The organism is Cupriavidus sp. YAF13 (genome assembly GCF_052113425.1).
Classification (GTDB): domain Bacteria; phylum Pseudomonadota; class Gammaproteobacteria; order Burkholderiales; family Burkholderiaceae; genus Cupriavidus.
In genome coordinates this window covers 114730-134219 of record NZ_JBFRDD010000009.1, presented here as the reverse complement: position 1 = coordinate 134219, position 19490 = coordinate 114730, and the positions used below count along the sequence as shown (strand labels likewise).

Annotated in this window: 18 protein-coding genes; all 18 read right to left on the bottom strand. The window is 59.2% G+C overall.

Features of this window, described 5'->3' with window-relative positions:
- Positions 1-21: 21 nt before the first annotated feature.
- The 18 genes from pseI to AB4061_RS10335 all read right to left on the bottom strand — a co-directional run bounded on the left by pseI (position 22) and on the right by AB4061_RS10335 (position 19487).
- Positions 22-1071 (bottom strand): pseudaminic acid synthase, encoded by a 1050-nt coding sequence (pseI, locus tag AB4061_RS10420; RefSeq protein ID WP_441633482.1) that lies wholly within the window; start codon positions 1069-1071, stop codon positions 22-24.
- Between the two features lie 2 nt (positions 1072-1073).
- On the bottom strand, positions 1074-1634 hold the full coding sequence (pseH, locus tag AB4061_RS10415) for a UDP-4-amino-4,6-dideoxy-N-acetyl-beta-L-altrosamine N-acetyltransferase (RefSeq protein WP_441633391.1): 561 nt from the start codon (positions 1632-1634) through the stop codon (positions 1074-1076).
- The gene (gene pseG, locus AB4061_RS10410; RefSeq protein WP_441633389.1) at positions 1634-2719 is read right to left on the bottom strand and encodes a UDP-2,4-diacetamido-2,4,6-trideoxy-beta-L-altropyranose hydrolase; all 1086 of its coding nucleotides are present in this window, start codon (positions 2717-2719) and stop codon (positions 1634-1636) included. Before pseG ends, pseH begins: the two co-directional genes overlap by 1 nt.
- A gap of 5 nt (positions 2720-2724) precedes the next feature.
- The gene (locus AB4061_RS10405) at positions 2725-4014 is read right to left on the bottom strand and encodes an aminotransferase class III-fold pyridoxal phosphate-dependent enzyme (RefSeq protein WP_441633387.1); all 1290 of its coding nucleotides are present in this window, start codon (positions 4012-4014) and stop codon (positions 2725-2727) included.
- Positions 4015-4019: 5 nt separating this feature from the next.
- Positions 4020-4790: a cytidylyltransferase domain-containing protein gene (locus AB4061_RS10400; RefSeq protein WP_441633385.1), complete on the bottom strand. Its 771-nt coding sequence runs from the start codon at positions 4788-4790 to the stop codon at positions 4020-4022.
- Positions 4787-5683: an aldo/keto reductase gene (locus AB4061_RS10395; RefSeq protein ID WP_441633383.1), complete on the bottom strand. Its 897-nt coding sequence runs from the start codon at positions 5681-5683 to the stop codon at positions 4787-4789. The genes AB4061_RS10400 and AB4061_RS10395 overlap by 4 nt, the downstream gene beginning before the upstream one ends.
- Entirely contained in the window at positions 5680-6828 is a 1149-nt protein-coding gene (pseC, locus tag AB4061_RS10390) for a UDP-4-amino-4,6-dideoxy-N-acetyl-beta-L-altrosamine transaminase (RefSeq protein WP_441633381.1), read from the bottom strand. The genes AB4061_RS10395 and pseC overlap by 4 nt, the downstream gene beginning before the upstream one ends.
- Positions 6825-7826, bottom strand: a complete 1002-nt coding sequence (gene pseB, locus AB4061_RS10385) for a UDP-N-acetylglucosamine 4,6-dehydratase (inverting) (protein WP_441633379.1) — start codon at positions 7824-7826, stop codon at positions 6825-6827. Before pseB ends, pseC begins: the two co-directional genes overlap by 4 nt.
- A 33-nt stretch (positions 7827-7859) precedes the next feature.
- Complete coding sequence (locus tag AB4061_RS10380; RefSeq protein ID WP_416049419.1) at positions 7860-8810, bottom strand: UDP-glucuronic acid decarboxylase family protein; 951 nt, start codon at positions 8808-8810, stop codon at positions 7860-7862.
- 10 nt (positions 8811-8820) lie between these two features.
- Entirely contained in the window at positions 8821-10182 is a 1362-nt protein-coding gene (locus tag AB4061_RS10375; RefSeq protein ID WP_441633377.1) for a UDP-glucose dehydrogenase family protein, read from the bottom strand.
- Positions 10183-10844: 662 nt separating this feature from the next.
- Positions 10845-12764 carry a polysaccharide biosynthesis protein gene (locus AB4061_RS10370; protein WP_441633375.1) on the bottom strand — a complete coding sequence of 640 codons (1920 nt, stop codon included), beginning with the start codon at positions 12762-12764 and terminating at the stop codon, positions 10845-10847.
- Between the two features lie 86 nt (positions 12765-12850).
- Positions 12851-13402: a dTDP-4-dehydrorhamnose 3,5-epimerase gene (gene rfbC / locus AB4061_RS10365; protein ID WP_441633373.1), complete on the bottom strand. Its 552-nt coding sequence runs from the start codon at positions 13400-13402 to the stop codon at positions 12851-12853.
- Between the two features lie 102 nt (positions 13403-13504).
- Positions 13505-14443: a dTDP-4-dehydrorhamnose reductase gene (rfbD, locus tag AB4061_RS10360; RefSeq protein WP_441633480.1), complete on the bottom strand. Its 939-nt coding sequence runs from the start codon at positions 14441-14443 to the stop codon at positions 13505-13507.
- Position 14444: 1 nt separating this feature from the next.
- Positions 14445-15497, bottom strand: coding sequence for a dTDP-glucose 4,6-dehydratase (gene rfbB, locus AB4061_RS10355; RefSeq protein WP_441633371.1), 1053 nt, complete (start codon positions 15495-15497; stop codon positions 14445-14447).
- 583 nt (positions 15498-16080) lie between these two features.
- Positions 16081-17223 (bottom strand): dTDP-4-amino-4,6-dideoxygalactose transaminase, encoded by a 1143-nt coding sequence (rffA, locus tag AB4061_RS10350; protein ID WP_441633369.1) that lies wholly within the window; start codon positions 17221-17223, stop codon positions 16081-16083.
- Between the two features lie 62 nt (positions 17224-17285).
- On the bottom strand, positions 17286-18176 hold the full coding sequence (locus tag AB4061_RS10345) for a class I SAM-dependent methyltransferase (protein WP_441633367.1): 891 nt from the start codon (positions 18174-18176) through the stop codon (positions 17286-17288).
- On the bottom strand, positions 18173-18613 hold the full coding sequence (locus AB4061_RS10340; protein WP_441633365.1) for a GtrA family protein: 441 nt from the start codon (positions 18611-18613) through the stop codon (positions 18173-18175). Before AB4061_RS10340 ends, AB4061_RS10345 begins: the two co-directional genes overlap by 4 nt.
- The gene (locus AB4061_RS10335) at positions 18576-19487 is read right to left on the bottom strand and encodes a hypothetical protein (RefSeq protein ID WP_441633363.1); all 912 of its coding nucleotides are present in this window, start codon (positions 19485-19487) and stop codon (positions 18576-18578) included. The genes AB4061_RS10340 and AB4061_RS10335 overlap by 38 nt, the downstream gene beginning before the upstream one ends.
- Positions 19488-19490: the final 3 nt, after the last annotated feature.

Here is a 19490-nt window from a genome sequence, read left to right as displayed (position 1 = left end):
GGGCAAACGGGGCAAAGGGACTCAGGCGAGCAGATCCCACTCAAGTGGCGTACCGCGGCTCACATCCTGCTTCACTGCCCGGCCGAGCACCTGGTCGAGGTGCTTGGGCGCCAGGCCAAAGCCCGGGCGAATCGCCCGCACGCTGGAGACGTCCAGCACCTCGCCAGCCTTGAGGTCGCGCGTGATGTAAAGCGACCGGCGGAACACCAGGGACTTCTTCTCCGCGTCAGTCGGGCCATAGCTCACGCCGCCCAATCCCTGCCAGGCGCGGCGGGTTTCCACGACAAGTGCCTGGAATTCGGCGGGTTCGAGCGAGAATGTCGAATCCACGCCACCGTCAGCGCGGTCCAGCGTGAAGTGCTTTTCGATCACCGTTGCGCCCATGGCGACGCTCGCCACCGATACGCCAAGGCCCATCGTGTGGTCGGACAAACCCACTTCGCAGCCGAACAGGTCACGCATGTGGGGAATCGTGCGGACATTGGTGTTTTCGGGAGAAGCTGGGTAGGTGCTGGTGCACTTCAGAAGAATCAGGTCTTTACACCCAGCCTCGCGCGCGGCACGCACACTCTGATCGAGTTCCGCGATGCTGGCCATGCCGATCGAGATGATCATCGGCTTGCCGGTACGCGCGACCTTCCGGATCAGGGGAATATCGGTGTTCTCAAACGATGCGATCTTGTAGACAGCTACATCGAGTTCTTCCAGGAAATCGACAGCGCTGTCGTCGAAGGGCGTGCTAAAGGGGATCATTCCGTGCCCGCGCGCACGCTCGAAGATGGCTGCATGCCAATCCCAGGGCGTATGCGCTTCATCGTACAACTCGTACAGCGACTTGCCCTTCCACAAGCTCTTCGGATCGGAAATGAAGAACTCCCGCTCGCGGATATCCAGCGTCATGGTGTCCGCGGTATAGGTCTGGATCTTCAGTGCGTGCGCGCCCGACGCTGCCGCGGCATCGACGATTTCCAGTGCGCGATCGAGCGACTGGTTGTGATTTCCGGACATCTCCGCGATCAGGAATGGCTCGTGTTCGCGGCCGACCAGGCGACCGCCAATATTGATCGTCATTTCTATACTCCTTCGGGCGAGAAACACAGGTCGCGCAGCGCCTGCCGGTCACTCCCCCATTGATTGCTGAATTTGGCCAGGCAGACAATGTCCTGGCGCTGGCCTTGCTTCAGGTAATGCTCGACCAGCCGGCCCTCTTCGCGGAAGCCAAGCTTGCGATGCAAGGCCAGCGAGGCGTGGTTGAAAGCAAAAGCCTCCGAGCTCAGCTTATACATTCCAAGCGTGTCAAAGGCATGGGCCAGCGCCAGATAGCCCAGCGCCGAGCCAGTGCCCTTGGGCAGGCCTTGCTCGCCGAGATAGAAACCCCAGGTGCAACGCTGGTGCTCGCGGCTGATGCCGGTGAGCGAACTGAAGCCAACTGGCACCCCGCGCAGTGCGAACACCGCAAACTGCGCGCTTGGATGTTGCAACGCCGAAGCGAACCAGCGTTCATGCTCCTCAGGCGCAATCAAGTGATCCGTGTACATATTGCTGCGCACGTGGTCGCTGTTGCGCCAGGCCAGCAGAATGTCCTTGTCGCCGGGGCGGATCGGACGCAACTCGCAGTCGTCGAATCTATGCATCACCGCGTCTCTTCGTAGATCAGGTCGGCCACAGTCCTTGGCTCACGCCGAGCCAGCCCCAGGGCGCGGCGCGACATTGCAAGGCGCCCGGCATCGTCCGCCATCAAGGCAGCCACCGCTTGCGCCACCTTCTCCGGCGTCACCAGAGCGACTTCGCCCAGGTTGACGATATATCCGGCGGCAGCCAGGTCGTGGGCCGATCTGCGCTGGTTGTCCGCCAGCACGATGGCAATGGTCGGCAACCCAAGGAAGCAGCGCTCCCAAGTCGCGGACCCACAAGCGCCGATGGCCAGATCAGCGCTCGCCATCAACTCGGCCATATTGTCGACCTGCACGTGCAGACGCGCATTCTGCGTGCCCTCACATAGCGCCTCTACCTGGTCGCGGTGAGGTGCGCCAGCGCCGAGCACGACGTCGATCGCAATGCCAGCCTTCGCGAAGTCCTGCAATCCGCGCAGCGCAATGCTGGTTGCGTTGTCCTGGTCCATGCCCCCCATGAACAGCAGCACGCGCCGAACCGGCCCCGTGCCCCGGTGCAAGGCCTGCCCAGCCACCGTGAACTCGGGGCGCAGGAGGGCATAGCCAGGGCCCAGCAAGCACGTGCAGTGCGGAGGAATCAAGGTGGCGTAGCGTTGGTCGAGATCACTATAGTAGTTCTGGTCGAGCAGCAGATCACAGTCGTGCCGGCGATCAGCCAGGTCGTCGATAGCCAGGATGCTAGGTACCAGCCCGCGCAGCGGCTGCTCCCATCGCCAGTCGAGACCATAGTGATCCACAACCAGCCATTGAGGCGACCAGTCCGCCAGCACCGCTGCGCTTTGCGCCAGGTCGTCCTCCCAGGGGACGCCCAGCCAGGCACTATGGGCAAGGTCCCCCATCACAGAACCGGCAAGCTGTGGGGCGGGCAGCAGGTGGCACGCGTATCCGCGCTTGGCAATCAGCGCTTGCGCGCCAGCTGGATGCGCGCGGGTGATGAAGCGAATCTCAGCCCCGCGCTCGCGCAAGACATCCGCCAGCGTCAGGCAACGCATGACGTGGCCCGACCCAATCTGCACAGATGCATCGGCGCGAATCGCGACCTTCATGATGCTCAGCGCACCTTGAACAAAGGCTCAAGCGGAGCACACTTCAACTTCTGCTCGAGACCGCCATCGCGCACGGCTTCGACCATCATTGGCAGCGTGTGGTCGTAGGCCGCGAACAGCCGGCTGATATCGGCGTCCGAATGGCTGTACCCCATGTTGTGAGTACCGAACGTCAGGACTCCCTGCGCCAGCATCTCCTGCATGAACAGCGTCTTGAGGTGCCACATGGGATAGCGCGCCGTGTCCTTGATCAGCAGGAAGCTCCAGCTCGGGTGGCCAGACACAGAGAGAAAGTCTTCCGCGCCCAGCGCCGAAATACGTTCGCGCAGGCCATCGATCACCACTTGACCCTGACGAGCCAGGGTTGCGGTGACGGGCTCCCGTTCCAGCTTCTTCATGGTGGCGAGCGCCGCCGCGAGCGATAGCGTTTCTCCGCCAAAGGTGAAGGAGAAGAAAATCTCCTCCATCAATTGCATGACATCGGCCCGGCCTGCAACGGCAGACACAGGATAGCCGTTGGCGAGGCCCTTGCCGAAGGTAGCCAGGTCCGGCGTCACGCCGAAGAGTTGCTGGGCGCCGCCATTCGCGTAGCGGAATCCCGTGATGGTCTCGTCAAACACCAGCAGCGCGCCATGCTTGTGCGCCAGTTCCTTGACCGCCTGCAGGAAGCCCGGTGCCGGCTCGACCACGTTCATTGGCTCGAGGATCACCGCAGCCACCTGACCGGGGTGCGCCCTGAAAATGGCGTCGAGGCTTTCGATATCGTTGTATGCCCAAGCATGGGACAGATCGCGTGTTGCCTGCGGCACGCCGCGGTTACGCGCGGTGGTGCCAATGTACCAGTCCTGCCAGCCGTGATAGCCGCAGACCGCGACATGATCGCGGCCGGTGAAGGCGCGTGCAACGCGCACGGCGCCGGCGGTTGCGTCGGAACCGTTCTTGCCAAAGCGGACTTTCTCGGCGCAAGGCACCATCGACACCAACTGCTCTGCCACCTCCATTTCGAGCCGGTGCGGCAGCGAGAAGATGATGCCATCCTCCAACTGGGCCTTGACCGCAGCATCCACGTCGGGGTCGCAATACCCAAGCGTCAGCGCGGCAAGAGCGCCAATCATGTCGAGGTACTCATTGCCATCGACATCCCACACGTGACTGCCGCGCCCGCGCTCGATGAAGTACGGCGACACGCCGAACGGGTACTGCGTACGGCTCTTGCTGAATGTTTGCGAACCAAGCGGGATGGTGCGCAGGGCGCGTTCAAGCAGGGCTTCAGACTGTTGATATCGTTGCGACATGATGTTCACACCCTTCGAGGTAGTAGTTCGTCTTGTACAAGAGATTTCACATAGCCTGCATTCCGGAGTTGCCCGGCGTTGATCTCGATCAACTCGGGCCGCTGCGCCAGCAGCCGCAGCACGTCAGCCATCAGGAAAGCAGGGTTGTCGCGATACAGGGCCCCATACACGGCCGTGACAAACTCGAGGTCGGACGGTTCATCGACCGTCCACCGCAGCGCCGATAGATCGCTCTCGCGCTTGAGGCACCCCAACCGGAAGCGCTCCGGATGCTGGTAGATGAAAGATGTCACATGCTCGCGCTGGGATGCAAGGCTGGCTTCCTGCCAGATCGTCTCCAACACGCTGAACCGGAACACCTCGGCATCCAGGCCATCCGGATAGGTAGGCTCCAGCACGTTGCTGGCGTAGTCGAAGTCGCCGTCGCGATAGAAATCGATCACGGCGTCGATCACTTCGGGGTCGGCCAGGGGGCAGTCGGCTGTCAGCCGGACCACGTGCTGCGGCCGGATATCCCTCACCGCCGAATAGAAGCGATCCAGCACATCGTCGAGACTACCGCGGAACACTTCCACGCCTGCCTCTACACAGCGTGCCGCGAGTTCATCGTCGGAGGCGCTGTCGCTGGTCACCACCATCAGCCGATCGATATTGCGGGCTCGCCGCAAGCGCTCTATCTGGCGCAGGATCATCGGCTCGCCGAGCAAGGGCTTCAATACCTTGCCTGGCAGTCGGGTCGAACTTGAACGTGCTTGCAGCAGTGCCATCACGGTCATTGGAACTCCTTCTGCAATGCGGGCCACTTGGATGGCGTGATTGCCGGCAACGACTCCATATTGCAGGCGGTGAAATCGAAAGCGAGGTGCGCGGCGCTGCGGTGCCAGGCAGTTGCGATCTGTTCGAGTTGCCCTGCATCGAGCACCCCGACCACAACATGGTCGATCACACCTTGCTGGCGCAGGAAGGCCAGACTGCCTTCGAGCTGGCTCATGCCTGCCTGCGCGCAAACGGCCTGGAAGCGCGCAAAGCCCGGGGCAAGCGTGTGCAGAAAGGGCGGCAACTGCTCGGCCAGCAGCACGCCTTGCAGAAAGGCCGAGCGCGTGTGGATTTCCACACCCGCATGCTTCAGTCTGGCGAGTTCCCCGCTAGTGGCGAAGGACTGATCGAGAACGTTGAGCGGCAACTGCATGGCGTCGATGTGGTAACGCTTCGTCGCTTCGCGCGCCTCGTCGACGCTATAGACTGACACGCCGAGCCGCTCAATCAGGCCTTCGGCTTTCAGCTCCAGCAGCGCGGCATGCAAGTCCTGCCCGCCTGCGCCAAGCAGATCGCCTGCATGATGCACCAGCAGGCCATGCAGACGCTCGACGCCCAGGTTGCGCAAGGAGTCGCGTACCCCCTGCACCACGCGCCGGATGGCGTCGGCGTCCATGCCCGCGTCGCCAACTGGCAAGGTTTTGGTATAGAGCCGAAAGGCGAGCGCATCCCGGCCGCAACGGCCCAGTACGCGCTCGCTCTCGCCATACGCCGCCGCGGTATCCAGCACCTCAAGGCCAAGCTCGCGGGCCCTGCGCAGGATACGTGTCACCTCATCCGCGGCGACCTGGCCCGCGGTATTGGTGATGCCATAGGGCAGACCAAACTGCACCGTTCCCAGCGCCAGCTTCATGCAAGCAACCCGCGCAACGTGGATGTCACGAAGTCCTGTTGCTGCTCGGACAGGCCAGGATACATCGGCAGGCTGATCGCCCGTGCATAGTAGTCTTCAGCGTTCGGGTATTCGCCCGCCTGGAAACCGAGGTTTTGGTAGTACGGCTGGGTGTGCACCGGGATGTAATGCACATTGACGTGCACGCCGGCAGCACGCATGCCGTCGAATATCGCCTTACGGCGCGCGCTGTCGTGCAGCACCACCGGATACAGGTGCAGACCGGACAGCCCGTCGGGATGCTGGAAGGGCACGGTCAACGCGGCTCCCGCCAGCAACTCGTCATAGCGGCGCGCCAGCTGGTGGCGCCGCGCAACAAACCCATCCAGACGCGTCATCTGGCTGACCCCAAGGGCCGCCTGCATGTCAGTCATGCGGTAGTTGTACCCAAGCGCAACTTGCTGGTAGTACCACGCGCCGTCCGAAGGGCCCGTCATCTCGGCTTGGTCGCGCGTGATTCCGTGCGAACGCGCCTTGCGCATGGCCTCCGCCAGATCGCTCCGGCGCGTGACACACATGCCACCCTCGGCGGTCGTGATTACCTTGACCGGATGGAAGCTGAAGACGGTGATATCGGCGAAGTCGCCACAACCGATTGGCTTGCCCAGATAGCGGCCACCAATCGCATGCGACGCATCTTCGATGATGGAGAAGCCGTACTCATCGCCCAGTGCGCGAATCGCCTGCATGTCGCATGACTGCCCGGCAAACGCTACCGGAATGACGACCTTGGGCAGCGCATTACGCTGGGCTGCAAGCTTGAGCTTGCTTGCCAGGGCAACGGCGCACATGTTGTACGTGCGCTTGTCGATATCGACGAAACCGACGTCGGCACCGCAATAGCGCGCGCAATTGGCCGACGCGACAAAGGTGTTCGGGGTGGTCCAGACAGTGTCCCCGGGTCCCACGCCAAGCGCCATGCACGCGATGTGAAGCGCAGAAGTTGCACTATTGACGGCAACTGCGTGCTCGGCCCCGACATAAGTCGCTATCGCCGATTCGAATGCCGGCACGGCCGGCCCCTGCGTCAGGAAGTCGGACTCCAGGACCGCCACTACCGCCTGGATATCTTCCGCCGAAATATCTTGCCGGCCGTATGGAATCATGCCATTGCCTTGGCGTTGAATTCACGGATTTCCTGAGGGTTCAGGAAATGCGGATTGTTGCCGGAGTTATATTCGAAGCCCTGGCTAACCTGTTCGCCCTGTTCACCCAGCGCATTGACCGTGTAGTCGATGTCCGAGTGGTGGAACTTGATCGTCGGGCGCAGAACGTAGTGATCCGAGAATTCCAACGTGAGATGGGAATCGTCGGACGGACACATGATCTCGTGGAGCTTCTCGCCCGGACGAATGCCAATCACACGGGTCGCTACGCCAGGCGCGACTGCCTCGGCCAGGTCCGTGATACGGATCGACGGGATCTTGGGCACGAAAATTTCGCCGCCATGCATCCGCTCGAAGTTCTTCAGCACGAAATCCACCCCATCTTGCAGGCTGATCCAGAAGCGAGTCATCTCTGCGTGCGTAATCGGCAGTTCCTTCTCGCCCCTCGCCAGCAGCTGCTCGAAGAAAGGCACAACCGAGCCGCGGGAGCCGACCACGTTTCCGTAGCGAACCACGGCGAACGAAGTCTGGTTGGCGCCTACCATGTTATTGGCCGCGACAAACAACTTGTCGGACGCCAGCTTGGTCGCGCCATAGAGGTTGATCGGATTGGCGGCCTTGTCGGTCGACAGCGCGATCACCTTGTGGACATTGTTGGCGATCGCCGCATTGATGACGTTCTCGGCGCCATGAATGTTGGTCTTGATGCACTCCAGCGGGTTGTACTCCGCTGCGGGAACTTGCTTGAGCGCGGCAGCGTGGATGACATAGTCAATGCCACGCATGGCCTGGGACAGGCGGTCGCCATCGCGAACGTCGCCGATGAAATAGCGCATCGGCGGTGCATCGATGTCCTGCTGCATTTCGAACTGCTTGAGTTCGTCGCGCGAGTAGATCACAAGACGCTTCGGCTTGTAGCGGGCCAGAATCGTTCGTGCGTACTTCCTGCCAAACGAGCCCGTACCGCCCGTGATCAAAATAGACTTGTTATTGAACATTGCGAATCTCTTCTGAAAAATGAGCTGGGCTGCTTATACAAAGCGCTTGAAGTAATCGACCGTCTTGCTGAGTCCGTCGCGGAAATGCACCGACGGGTTCCAGCCGATCATCTCCTCAGCCAGACGGGTATCAGGACGGCGCTGTGTGGGATCGTCGGACGGCAAGGGCTTGAATTCGATCGTGGAACGGGAACCTGTCAGCTCGATGATGTGACTAGCCAGCTCGAGCATCGTCATCTCGTGCGGGTTGCCCAGGTTCATCGGGCCGGTAAAGTCCTTGGGCGTGCTCATCAGGGCAACAATGCCGTCGATCAGGTCATCGACAAAGCAGAACGAGCGCGTCTGCTTGCCTTCCCCGAACACTGTGATCGGCTCACCGCGCAGCGCCTGCATGATGAAGTTCGATACCACACGGCCGTCGTTCTGGTGCATCCGCGGGCCATAGGTATTGAAGATCCGGGCAACCTTGATCTCAAGCCCATGCTGGCGGTGGTAGTCAAAAAACAGGGTTTCCGCGCATCGCTTGCCTTCGTCGTAGCACGAGCGGATACCGATGGGATTCACGTTTCCCCAATAGGCTTCGGGCTGCGGGTGCACGACCGGGTCGCCGTAGACTTCGCTAGTCGAGGCCTGGAAGATCTTGGCGCCGACCCGCTTGGCGAGGCCAAGCATGTTGATGGCGCCATGCACCGACGTCTTCGTGGTTTGCACCGGATCGTGCTGATAGTGGACAGGCGACGCCGGGCAGGCCAGGTTATAGATCTGGTCGACTTCCACGAACAGCGGGAAGGTCACGTCGTGGCGGATGAACTCGAAACGAGGATGGCTGAGTAGATGTTCGATATTTTGCTTGGCGCCCGTGAAGAGATTGTCGACGCACAGCACTTCATTGCCCTGCTCGATGAGGCGATCGCACAAATGCGAACCGAGAAAGCCGGCGCCGCCGGTCACCAGGATTCGCTGGCGGGAATTGTAATTTCGCATGTTCAAAGTTTTATGAGCGGCCGATACCGAAATACTCGAAGCCTAGTTTCTTCATCGACGAGGGGTCAAAGAGATTCCGGCCGTCAAAAATGAGCGGATTCTTCATGTCGCGACGCATCGCGTCGAAGTCCGGACTCCGGAAAGCCTTCCACTCCGTCACGATAATCAAAGCATCAACGCCCACCAGCGCACTCTCGGGCTGATCGACGAAATGCAAATGCTCCAGCGCACCGTCACGATCGGCGAGATCCTGGGCCAGCACGCGGCGGGCCTCTTCCATCGCAACGGGATCATGCGCGTGCACGATCGCCCCGCGGTCCAGGAGCTCCTGAATGATGATGCGGCTCGGCGCTTCACGCATGTCGTCCGTTTCCGGCTTGAATGCCAGCCCCCAGACCGCGAAGCGCTTACCGGCAATGTCATTGCCGAAGCGAGCGAGCACCTTGTCGACCAGCACGCGTTTTTGCGCCTGGTTTACTTTCTCGACCGCGTCCAGCACGTAGGTCGACTGGCCGAATTGTGCCGCGGTCTTTGCCAGCGCCTGCACGTCCTTCGGGAAACAGGAACCGCCATAGCCGATCCCCGCATAAAGAAAGCTATAGCCAATTCGGGGATCGGAGCCAATTCCCTGGCGCACCAGTTCGATATCGGCACCCACCCGGTCGGCCAGGTTCGCCAACTCGTTCATGAAGCTGATACGCGTGGCAAGCATGGCATTGGCGGCATACTTCGTGAACTCCGCCGAGCGCACATCCATGAAGTACATGCGCTCATGGTTGCGGTTGAACGGCGCATACAGCGTCCGCATCATCGCCTTGGCCTTTTCCCCGGCTTCGTCCGACGCGACACCAACTACTATCCGGTCGGGGCGCATGAAATCCTCAACTGCCGCGCCTTCCTTGAGGAACTCCGGATTGGAGACCACCGCGCAGTCAAGGTGTGCGGAGCCACGCTGGCTCAGTTCCTCCGCCACCGCCGCTTTCACCTTATCCGCCGTTCCTACCGGAACGGTGGATTTGTCGACGATAACCTTGAACGAATCCATGTGACGACCGATGTTCCGGGCGGCCTCAATCACGTACTTCAGGTCGGCGGAACCGTCTTCGTCCGGCGGCGTGCCGACGGCGATAAACTGGATATCGCCGTGCGCAACGCTGGCGGCAATATCCGTCGAAAACTTCAGCCGGCCCGCAGCACGATTCCGGTCAATCAGCGCCTTGAGGCCGGGCTCATAGATGGGCACGCCGCCGTTGTTCAGCAAATCGATTTTCTTCGCATCGACATCAACGCAGAAGACGTTGTTGCCTAGCTCAGCAAGGCAGGTGCCTGTCACAAGCCCGACATAGCCGGTACCGATAATAGTAATTCTCATTTCTCAAGCCAATATTTGCATAATCAAGCGATTGTTGGAGAGCACACCGGCCTCCGGCGCCATAACCCTACGTCCCAGAAATTGTCGGTAGCGGCACAAAACTTCTCATCGCAAAATACAGACACCTTCCGATGCTCAATCGGGTATCGACACCTCATGATTCGATCGGAATGGATACACCCGGACGTGCACGCGAGCTGTACGCCGGATAGGGAGGATGGGGAGGATGGGGACTATAGTGCGTCCGCCCAGCCTGCAGGAGTTGGCGGGCAACCCTGGTACAGCTTGAATCCCCTCGCCGACACCGCCTGACCGGGATCACTCGATCAGCGCGAATCCATTGCTGCCTGGGAGTCGCACCCACAAGATCGGCACTTCGGAAGAGCAGCCGCGCCGGAGCGCAAAGCAGAGTTACGCTTCCGTCACTTTCCAACTTGTTGACCCAGGATACAAAACTACAACATTTTGCCATATTTTCCCGGGCTTGAGCCGCCGCCGGAGCCTGACTGGCAGGCAAGCGGAGAAAGCCTGCACAGTGATCGGCATGTCGTCGCCCCCGCGCGAGGACGTAGCCCACCTTCACCGTGCACTGCACTCTTGGTTCACTCCGGCTCCGCCGCAGCCCATTCCGAGATGTTTTCGACGCAGACATAAGGGCGTACTCAGCGCAGGAGACGAATACGCGGAGCCGGCTCTTCATGCAAGTGGTCCTTGATATCGCGGTCCGGGCGAAACCCTGAAACGCATTCGAGAAGAATCGTCCGGATGGCTTCGCAGTCGTTGGAGTCCGAAGCCTGGATGAGGCACTTCATCTTTTCATCGAGCTGCTCTCGGCTCAGGAAGGATTCGTCTGCCTTCATGATGCGCGGGTGGCCGGTGCCGCTCACGGCATCCCCGATCAACAACTCCTCGTACAGCTTCTCCCCGGGGCGCAGCCCGGTGAACTGGATCTCGATGTCGCCGTCAGGATTCGTCTCGTCCTTTACCTGAAAGCCGCTCAGGTGGATCATGCGCCGGGCCAGGTCGACAATTTTGACGGGCTGGCCCATATCGAGCACGAAGACTTCGCCTTCGCCGCCCATCGCCCCCGCCTGGATGACAAGCTGAGCTGCCTCGGGAATGGTCATGAAGTACCGGATGATATCCGGGTGCGTCACCGTCACGGGCCCCCCTGCGGCAATCTGGGTCCTGAACAGTGGCACCACCGAGCCGCTCGAACCGAGCACATTGCCAAAGCGGACAATACTGAAACGGGTGCGCACGTTCGGGTCCTGCGCGAACGCTTGCAGGCACAATTCAGCCATCCGCTTGCTCGCCCCCATGACATTGGTCGGCCGCACGGCCTTGTCGGTGGAGATCAACACGAACGCTTCGACGTTGGCACGAATCGCTGCCTCCGCAGTGATCCGGGTACCGACCGTGTTATTCAATATGCCCTCGGTCATATTGAACTCGACAATGGGCACGTGCTTGTAGGCAGCTGCGTGATAGATGGTCTGCACCCCGTAGCGCGACATGATGCCGAAGACCCGCTCGCCGTTCTGCACCGAGCCAAGTACCGGCACCAGTTCTATCGGGAGCTCCTTCTCCGTGACAGTCTGCTGCAGCTCGTACTCTAGGGCGTACAAGGCAAATTCGGACTGCTCATACAGGACAAGGCGCGCGGGCTTGTTCTTGATGATTTGCCGGCACAGCTCGGAGCCGATAGACCCGCCGGCACCAGTGACCATGACGCTCTTGCCAGCAATGTTCTCCATCAACAGCTTCATGTTCGGGGCAACCACGTCGCGCCCCAGCAGCTCGTCGATCTCCACCTCGCGCACGTCATCCAGGCGCACCTCGCCGGAAACCATCTCCGCCATGCCGGGGACGGCCCGCACCTCGACCGCGAGTGGCTCTAGCGCATTCACGATTTCGATGCGACGGCTGCGCGAAGCGGACGGAATTGCGATCAGCACCTGGTGGATGGCAAGGCGCCTTACCAGTTCGGGTAGCTCATCGGCGCCGTGGACCTTGATGCCCGCGATGCTGAGCCCGCGCTTCTTTATGTCGTCATCCACGAATGCCATTGGCTCGTAGTCAGAGCCCACGCCCAGGGCGACGGCAAGCTGCCGCCCGGCATCGCCCGCGCCATAGATGATGACCTTCTGGCCGTGGTGGCCAAAGGACGGCAACATCCTGAATGCCGCCCGCACAAAGAACCTGCTGCACACGATATAGACGATGGCCAGCAGCCAGTAGATCAGGAGCGCCCCGCGCGGGACGTTGGACAGGCCCAGGAAGAAGATCAGCGAACCGAACATCCCGATCGAGATGGTGACCGCGACAACAATGGTCAGGATGGCCCGGTCCTCCATGTAACGCACTACCGAGCGGTACAAGCCCAATTTGATAAAAACCGGGATGGCCACCAAGGAGGTGACGAAATACAGGCTGATCGGGTACTGTGAACTGACAGCCCAATGATCCGTCCGCAAGCCGACCGCCGACCAGAGGGAAATCGGCAGCAGGAAGAAGTCGAGCACCAACATCAGAAGAATTTTCTTCTGGCGCGACATCTCGGAAATTTTCTTGAGCATCATTGAGTTACTGTTTAGTTGTCACGTTGGGCCATCACTTTGTTGGCAGGAAACCAGCCAGCGCACGAAGCGCACGGACCGTTCATGAACTAAGGGAAGGCTTCCGCCTCGACAAGAGAAGTGCCGTTCCGATCTTTGTCCGACTGGATCAACTGGCCCTCGAGCGGCCACGCAATGCCAAGCTGCGGGTCGTTCCAGGCAATGGTGCGCTCGTCTTGCTGGCTCCAATACTCAGATAACCTATAAAGCACTTCCGCCTGTTCCGAGAGCACAAGAAACCCGTGGGCGAATCCCGGCGGTATCCAGAGTTGCCGATGGCTTTCGCCCGACAGCCGGATACCTGTCCACTGACCGAAATGAGGCGATTGTCGGCGCAAATCCACCGCCACATCAAAAACTTCGCCCGACACGACCCGAATCAGTTTTCCCTGAGGGCGTTTCAACTGGTAATGCAGCCCGCGAAGCACCCCCTTAACGGATCGACTGTGGTTTTCTTGAACAAATGTGCCGCTAAAACCTGTGGCGAGTTCGAAATTCCGAGCACTAAAGCTCTCAAAAAGAAATCCACGCTCGTCCTCGAAGACTGCCGGCTCGAGGACCAGGACCTCCGGCAATGCGGTCGGCGTCGCCTTCAAACGCATGACTGATCACCCTCCTTTGCCGCTAGCGGCATGCGCCGCCGTTGCTCGCCAAGGTTCCTCGCGACGCCATGCAGCACACTTGAATCGGGGTCAGAAGAGAATTCATTGCGCATGATGGCCTGCTCGGGCAAGTATCTGATCCAGCAAGTGATGCACCCCCTGCCGCCAGTCCGGCAGGTAAATACCAAACGTCTGGCGTAGCTTGGTCGTATCCAGTCGCGCACTGGCCGGGCGCGCCGCCGCCGACGGGAATTCGCTTGCGGCGATCGCCTGGATCCGGTCCGGGTCCGTCTTGAGCGCCACGCCATGCGCCGCGGCGTAACGCAGAACTTCACTGGCGTAGCCATGCCAACTGGTCTCACCCGCGGCTGCGAGGTGATAGATGCCAGGTGAGAAAACATCGCGGTCGCCATTGAGCCACGCCCGCGCGACAATCTGCGCCGTCACGTCGGCGATTAGCGCGGCGCCGGTGGGCGCGCCAAAGCGATCTGCAACCACGCGCAGCATCGTTTGCGTGCCGCCAAGCCGCAGCATCGTTTTGGCAAAATTGTTGCCATGCCCCCCCGCCACCCAGGACGTCCGAAGTATCAGTGCCGCGGGACTCACATGGGCTATGGCTTGCTCGCCAGCCAGCTTGCTCTTACCGTAGACGGATATCGGATTGACCGCATCGGTTTCCACATATGGCGTCGCCTGACGACCATCAAAGACACAGTCAGTCGAATAATGCACCAGCAAGCTACCGAAAGCCCGCGCCTCCTCGGCAAGGACACCCACCGCAGTGGCATTCACGGCGTAAGCGCTTTCAATGTCGCTTTCCGCCTTGTCCATTCCGGTATAGGCTGCTGCATTAACGATCACATCAGGGCGGTATTCCCGCATGACGCGACGAATTTCATCGGGGCGCGACAGATCGCATGCAGCCCGGTCCGTCACAATGACGTGCCCAAGAGGGCTCAGAGAGCGCCGCAGTTCGAAACCGACCTGGCCGTTGCTTCCTGTTACAAGAAGGACGGGAATGCGATGCGCCTGATCCGGCATTTCACTCATCCCGCCCCTTTCGGTACTCACCAGACATCACATTTGTAACCCATGCCTGGTTATCGAGATACCACTGGACTGTCTTGCGTAGCCCGGTCTCGAAGGTTTCCTTGCATGTCCAGCCCAGTTCCGCCTGGAGCTTTCGCGAATCGACCGCATAGCGCCGGTCATGGCCGGGACGATCGGCGACGAAGGTAATCTGCTGCCGATACGAGCCTGTCGCCTTCGGGCGAAGCTCGTCGAGCAGATCGCATAGCGTGTGCACGACATCAAGGTTCGTCCGGGTGTTACTGCCGCCGACGTTATAGGTTTCCCCCAGCCGGCCCTTGGCGAGCACAGCCCGAACGGCCGCACAGTGATCGCCAACATAGAGCCAATCCCGCACATTCAGGCCGTCGCCATACACGGGCAGCGGCTCGCCGGCCAGCGCCTTTATCAAAACGAGCGGGATCAGCTTCTCGGGGAAATGATAAGGGCCGTAATTGTTCGAGCAGTTGGTGGTGAGGACTGGCAGGCCGTAGGTATGATGGTAAGCGCGGACCAGATGGTCTGCCGCTGCCTTGGTTGCCGAATACGGGCTGTTGGGCGCATAGGCGGTGCTTTCCGTGAATGCCGGGTCACTGGGCCGCAGGGAACCGAATACCTCATCTGTGGAGATATGCAGGAAGCGGAAGGCTTCGCGCGCTGAGGCTTCCAGACCGCTCCAGTAGGTGCGAGCGGCTTCGAGCAATGTGAAGGTGCCAACGACATTGGTCTGAATAAACCCGCCCGGCCCCTCAATCGAGCGATCGACGTGGCTTTCAGCCGCGAAGTGGATCACCGCGCGCGGCCGGTATTCCGAAAAAAGACGATCCAGCGCCATACGATCGCATATATCGGTACGCGAAAATATATGACGATTACTCCCCTTTAACGAGGCGAGAGATTCCAGGTTGCCGGCGTAAGTCAGCTTGTCGACGTTGACGACCGCGTCTGATCCGTCCTCGCGAAGCCAGTCAAGAACGAAATTGGCGCCAATGAAACCGGCGCCACCAGTGACAAGTATGTGGGACAAGACCAGTGCTCCCTGCCTATCTAATAGATCTTTGAGAACCTGGCCAGTGCCAAGCCTCCGCCTGGTCCAAAATGGACGGCGATGTTAAGTGTCTGCAGAAGTGGCGGTATTCTATCCGACCGGAAGCACCCGCTTAACCTGAGCGCCCATCTTTTTGTAGCCTGTTGTAACGTCCCACCGCGAGGTCTGGACAAAAACGACAGGCAGCACAAGTTCGATGGCTCGATTCTTCTAGCGCCGTATTTTGTGCATTATGCGTCATTTTTCAACAAATGGGTGCCAGCGTTCAGCACTGAAAAGTGCCGCGTGAATCGCGCAAACTCCCTTCTCCCAGCATCGCAAACGAACAAGCGCCGAGTTCACAAGTCGGGGCAGCCAGTGCCAAAGGTCGCGGCTGAGGAGCATCAGCGCAAACGGCAAACGGCAGAAAGCGTCGCTTTAAATCCTAGGCACTACCAGGCGACGCTGTGAGCCAAAGTCCGCTGCAAGAGAGGACGCCTGTCAAGCGTCTCTTTGTGCACAGAGGGTCAAACGCGTGCGTCATTCATTGCCCCTGGCCGCCCGGTAACGCCTTTACCGAGCCCTATTCAAGAGCCTGCGCGAGAACTGATACCACATGGCTTTGTTGATCGCTGGTCAGTCCTATCCACATGGGCAAGCGGATCAGGCAACTGGCGACACTGTCGGTGACGGTCAAGGCGCCATGCTGCCGGCCATACTCAATGCCAGCCGGGGCCGAGTGCAGCGGCACGTAGTGGAACACCGCGTTAATGCCCTGAGCTTTCAGCGTTTCCAGTACCTTCTGCCGGTCGATTCCCGGCGAAAGCAGGACGTAGTACATGTGCGCATTGTGCGTACATTCAACCGGAACAATTGGTCGTCTCAGGCGACCACTAGCCTCCAGGTGGGCCAGTTGCTCATGGTAGACGCTCCAGAGCGCAAGCCTGCGTGCAGTCAGGGAGTCGGCCTCTTCAAGCTGCGCCCACAGGAAGGCTGCGGTCAACTCGCTTGGCAGAAAGGACGAGCCAACCTCCTGCCAGGTGTACTTATCCACTTCACCCCGAAAGAAGCGACTTCGGTCGGTGCCTTTCTCCCGAATGATCTCCGCTCGGAGGGCCAGTTCCGGATCATTGACCAGCAAGGCGCCCCCTTCGCCCGAGATGACATTCTTCGTCTCATGAAAGCTATAGGCGCCAAGGTCGCCAATAGCCCCAAGCGCACGCCCCTTGTAGCTCGCCATAACTCCCTGCGCTGCGTCCTCCACGACCTTGAGGCCATGGCGTTTTGCAATGGCCATAATGGTGTCCATTTCACAAGCCACGCCGGCGTAGTGAACGGGAACGATAGCTCGGGTACGGGGCGTAATGGCTGCCTCGATCAGGCCCTCGTCGAGGTTCAGCGTATCCTCACGGATATCGACAAAAACCGGCACCGCCCCCCTCAGCACGAAGGCATTCGCCGTCGAGACAAATGTGTAAGACGGCATAATGATTTCGTCGCCCCGCTGCACGTTCAGGAGCAGGGCCGCCATTTCCAATGCCGCGGTACATGAATGCGATAGGAGCGCCTTCGCACTTCCGGTTTTCTGTTCGAGCCATCCATGACACTTCTTGGTGAACGGCCCGTCACCTGCCAGTGATCCGTTGAAATGGGATTCAGCGATGTAATAGAGCTCTTTCCCCGTCATATGGGGCCAGTTGAACGGTATGCGGTTTTGGTTATTCATAGCAGAGTATTTCCGGCAGGCTTTTTACAACCCAATAGAATGGGATTGTCAATGCTATCTTCTCAGACGGGACCAACCGTAGTCGGCATTTTCTTTTTTGCCACGACGAGACGGGAGCCGCCGATAGCGAAGTTTACCCCTAGTCGAGTCAAATAACGCTCGATATCCAAGACCACTTTCAGCAAGCGATTAAGCACAGGGTTGATTTCAAATTCCGCAAGTGGGTTGAACTCCTCCCCGGATCCCGCACGCCGACGCGAGATCAGCATGGCAGGGAGTAAAAGAGATGTAAACGACGTGCTACGAACAATGTCAAAGCCAGCGCGGCCGAGCTTCTCATGAAGGTCCTGGGCGGAGTAGCGCCGCACATGGCAAGCATACGAGTCAGCAGCACTCCACAGCCAACTGTGCTGAGGGACGGTGATCAGTAATCCACCACCTGGCTTGATTGCGCGATGGAGATTCTCCAGAACGGTCTCATCCTCCTCAATATGCTCAATGACGTCAAAGGCGGCTACCACGTCAAACTCGTCAACATAGGGAACGCGACGCGCATCCATTTGGACAAAATCTGCCGTCTTCAAACGGCTTGCCGCTAAAGCGAGACCGTCGGCGAAGATCTCGCTGCCGACGAGGTGGGCTTCAGGGAATGCACGGGAGACACTGGACAAGACGAAGCCTGTCCCACACCCGACCTCCAGGAAGGATTCAAGTCCGGAGAAGTATTTCTTCAGCGCCCATTCAATCAGCTTGTTCCGCGACTGAAACCAAAAATTCCCCTCCTCGAGTCGAACTAAAGTACCAAAATATTCGGCCTTGAATCCCCCTCCCGCCATGCATAAATCGGCAGCCCAAGCGGGAAATCCATTCACCATCTGGGGAGAAAAATGGCACACCGGGCAGCCAGAATCCGTTGACGAATAAAGACCGCTACATTGAGGACAGGCGATCATGATCGGCGCGTCTCCCTCGATTGAGGGAAAACAAAGAAATTAAACATCAGAAATAGAAACCCGGCCACCACAAACACTGCTATGGCTTGAACCAACTGGTGCGAATAGCCTAACCGATTGACAAAAAAATACAACATAGAAAAATTCAAACCGTAGCCAATAAGGTGAGTCGCCCAATAGCGAACCAGACTATGCAGCGCTTTTCCATCATGGGCGAACGCCCACTGGCGATTGCCAAAAAACCCAAGCATTGCGCCTATGGAATAGAGCAGCGACATGGCCAACATTGGCTTGACGCCCAGCCACGTAACCAGAATATATATTCCATATCCCGCAGCATTACTAAGCAAGCCAACCAGAACATAGCGAAATAACGTAGATCCTAGTCGCCTTTGACGCTCACTCACATACGGCGACTCCAAAGCCGGTTCTTCCATAACCATTTCCATTGTAAAGCATTAGCCATCTGCCTTTATGAGCAAAAACAAATGGATATTCGATCATTTCCGAGTCCCAACCAGATGCAGATGTCCCAATGCCGACATCCTCGAGACGCGACAGCCAGTTATCGCCATCGTCACTCGTCGCATAGCCAATGCGATAGCTTGTTTTGTCTCCACTACGATAGGAAAACCACATATGGTAGCCATCGCGCTCATTGCCGATGACCGTCGGGCGGGAAAAAGCTTGCGAAACTCCCAGCTTGTAGGGAACCGCCAGGCCACCCTTCACCCAGTTCCGACCATCGCACGACGTGGCCCGGTTGATCACATGAAGCATCTCTCCATTGCCAGCATCCCAGGTCAGCGTTGAGCCGTACCACATTCGATACGATCCATCATGCTCACGCGACACCCAAGGGTAGGACAGGCTGATAGGATCTAGTTCATCGAGCGCCATAAACGGCGAATGGCCATCCAGCTGCAGCTGCCAATCACGCCCGACCGTCAGTCTCAGTCGCCCAACCTCGCCTCGCCAATGCTCACCCGGAGGACACTGCCAGCCCATGAAGAGGATATATTGATATCCATCCACCTCGTAGCAATTCCCTATGCTCACTCCATGCGAGTAAAACGTGTCCTCGCTCCCGTGCCCGAAGACAGGCCGATCATGAACATAAACAACTTCATTTTTCACAACGTCCAGATCGACAAAACCTACCGACGAGCGGTTTTGCTCGTCGCGTCCGCTATAGAAAACGCGATACACATCGCCGTCCAACAGGATGGGCAACGGGTTCGCCGCATGAGTTAAGAGCTTGGGATGAATTCCCTGAGGGTTATAGACCTGCCCCAGCTTTGCCCAACGCATTTC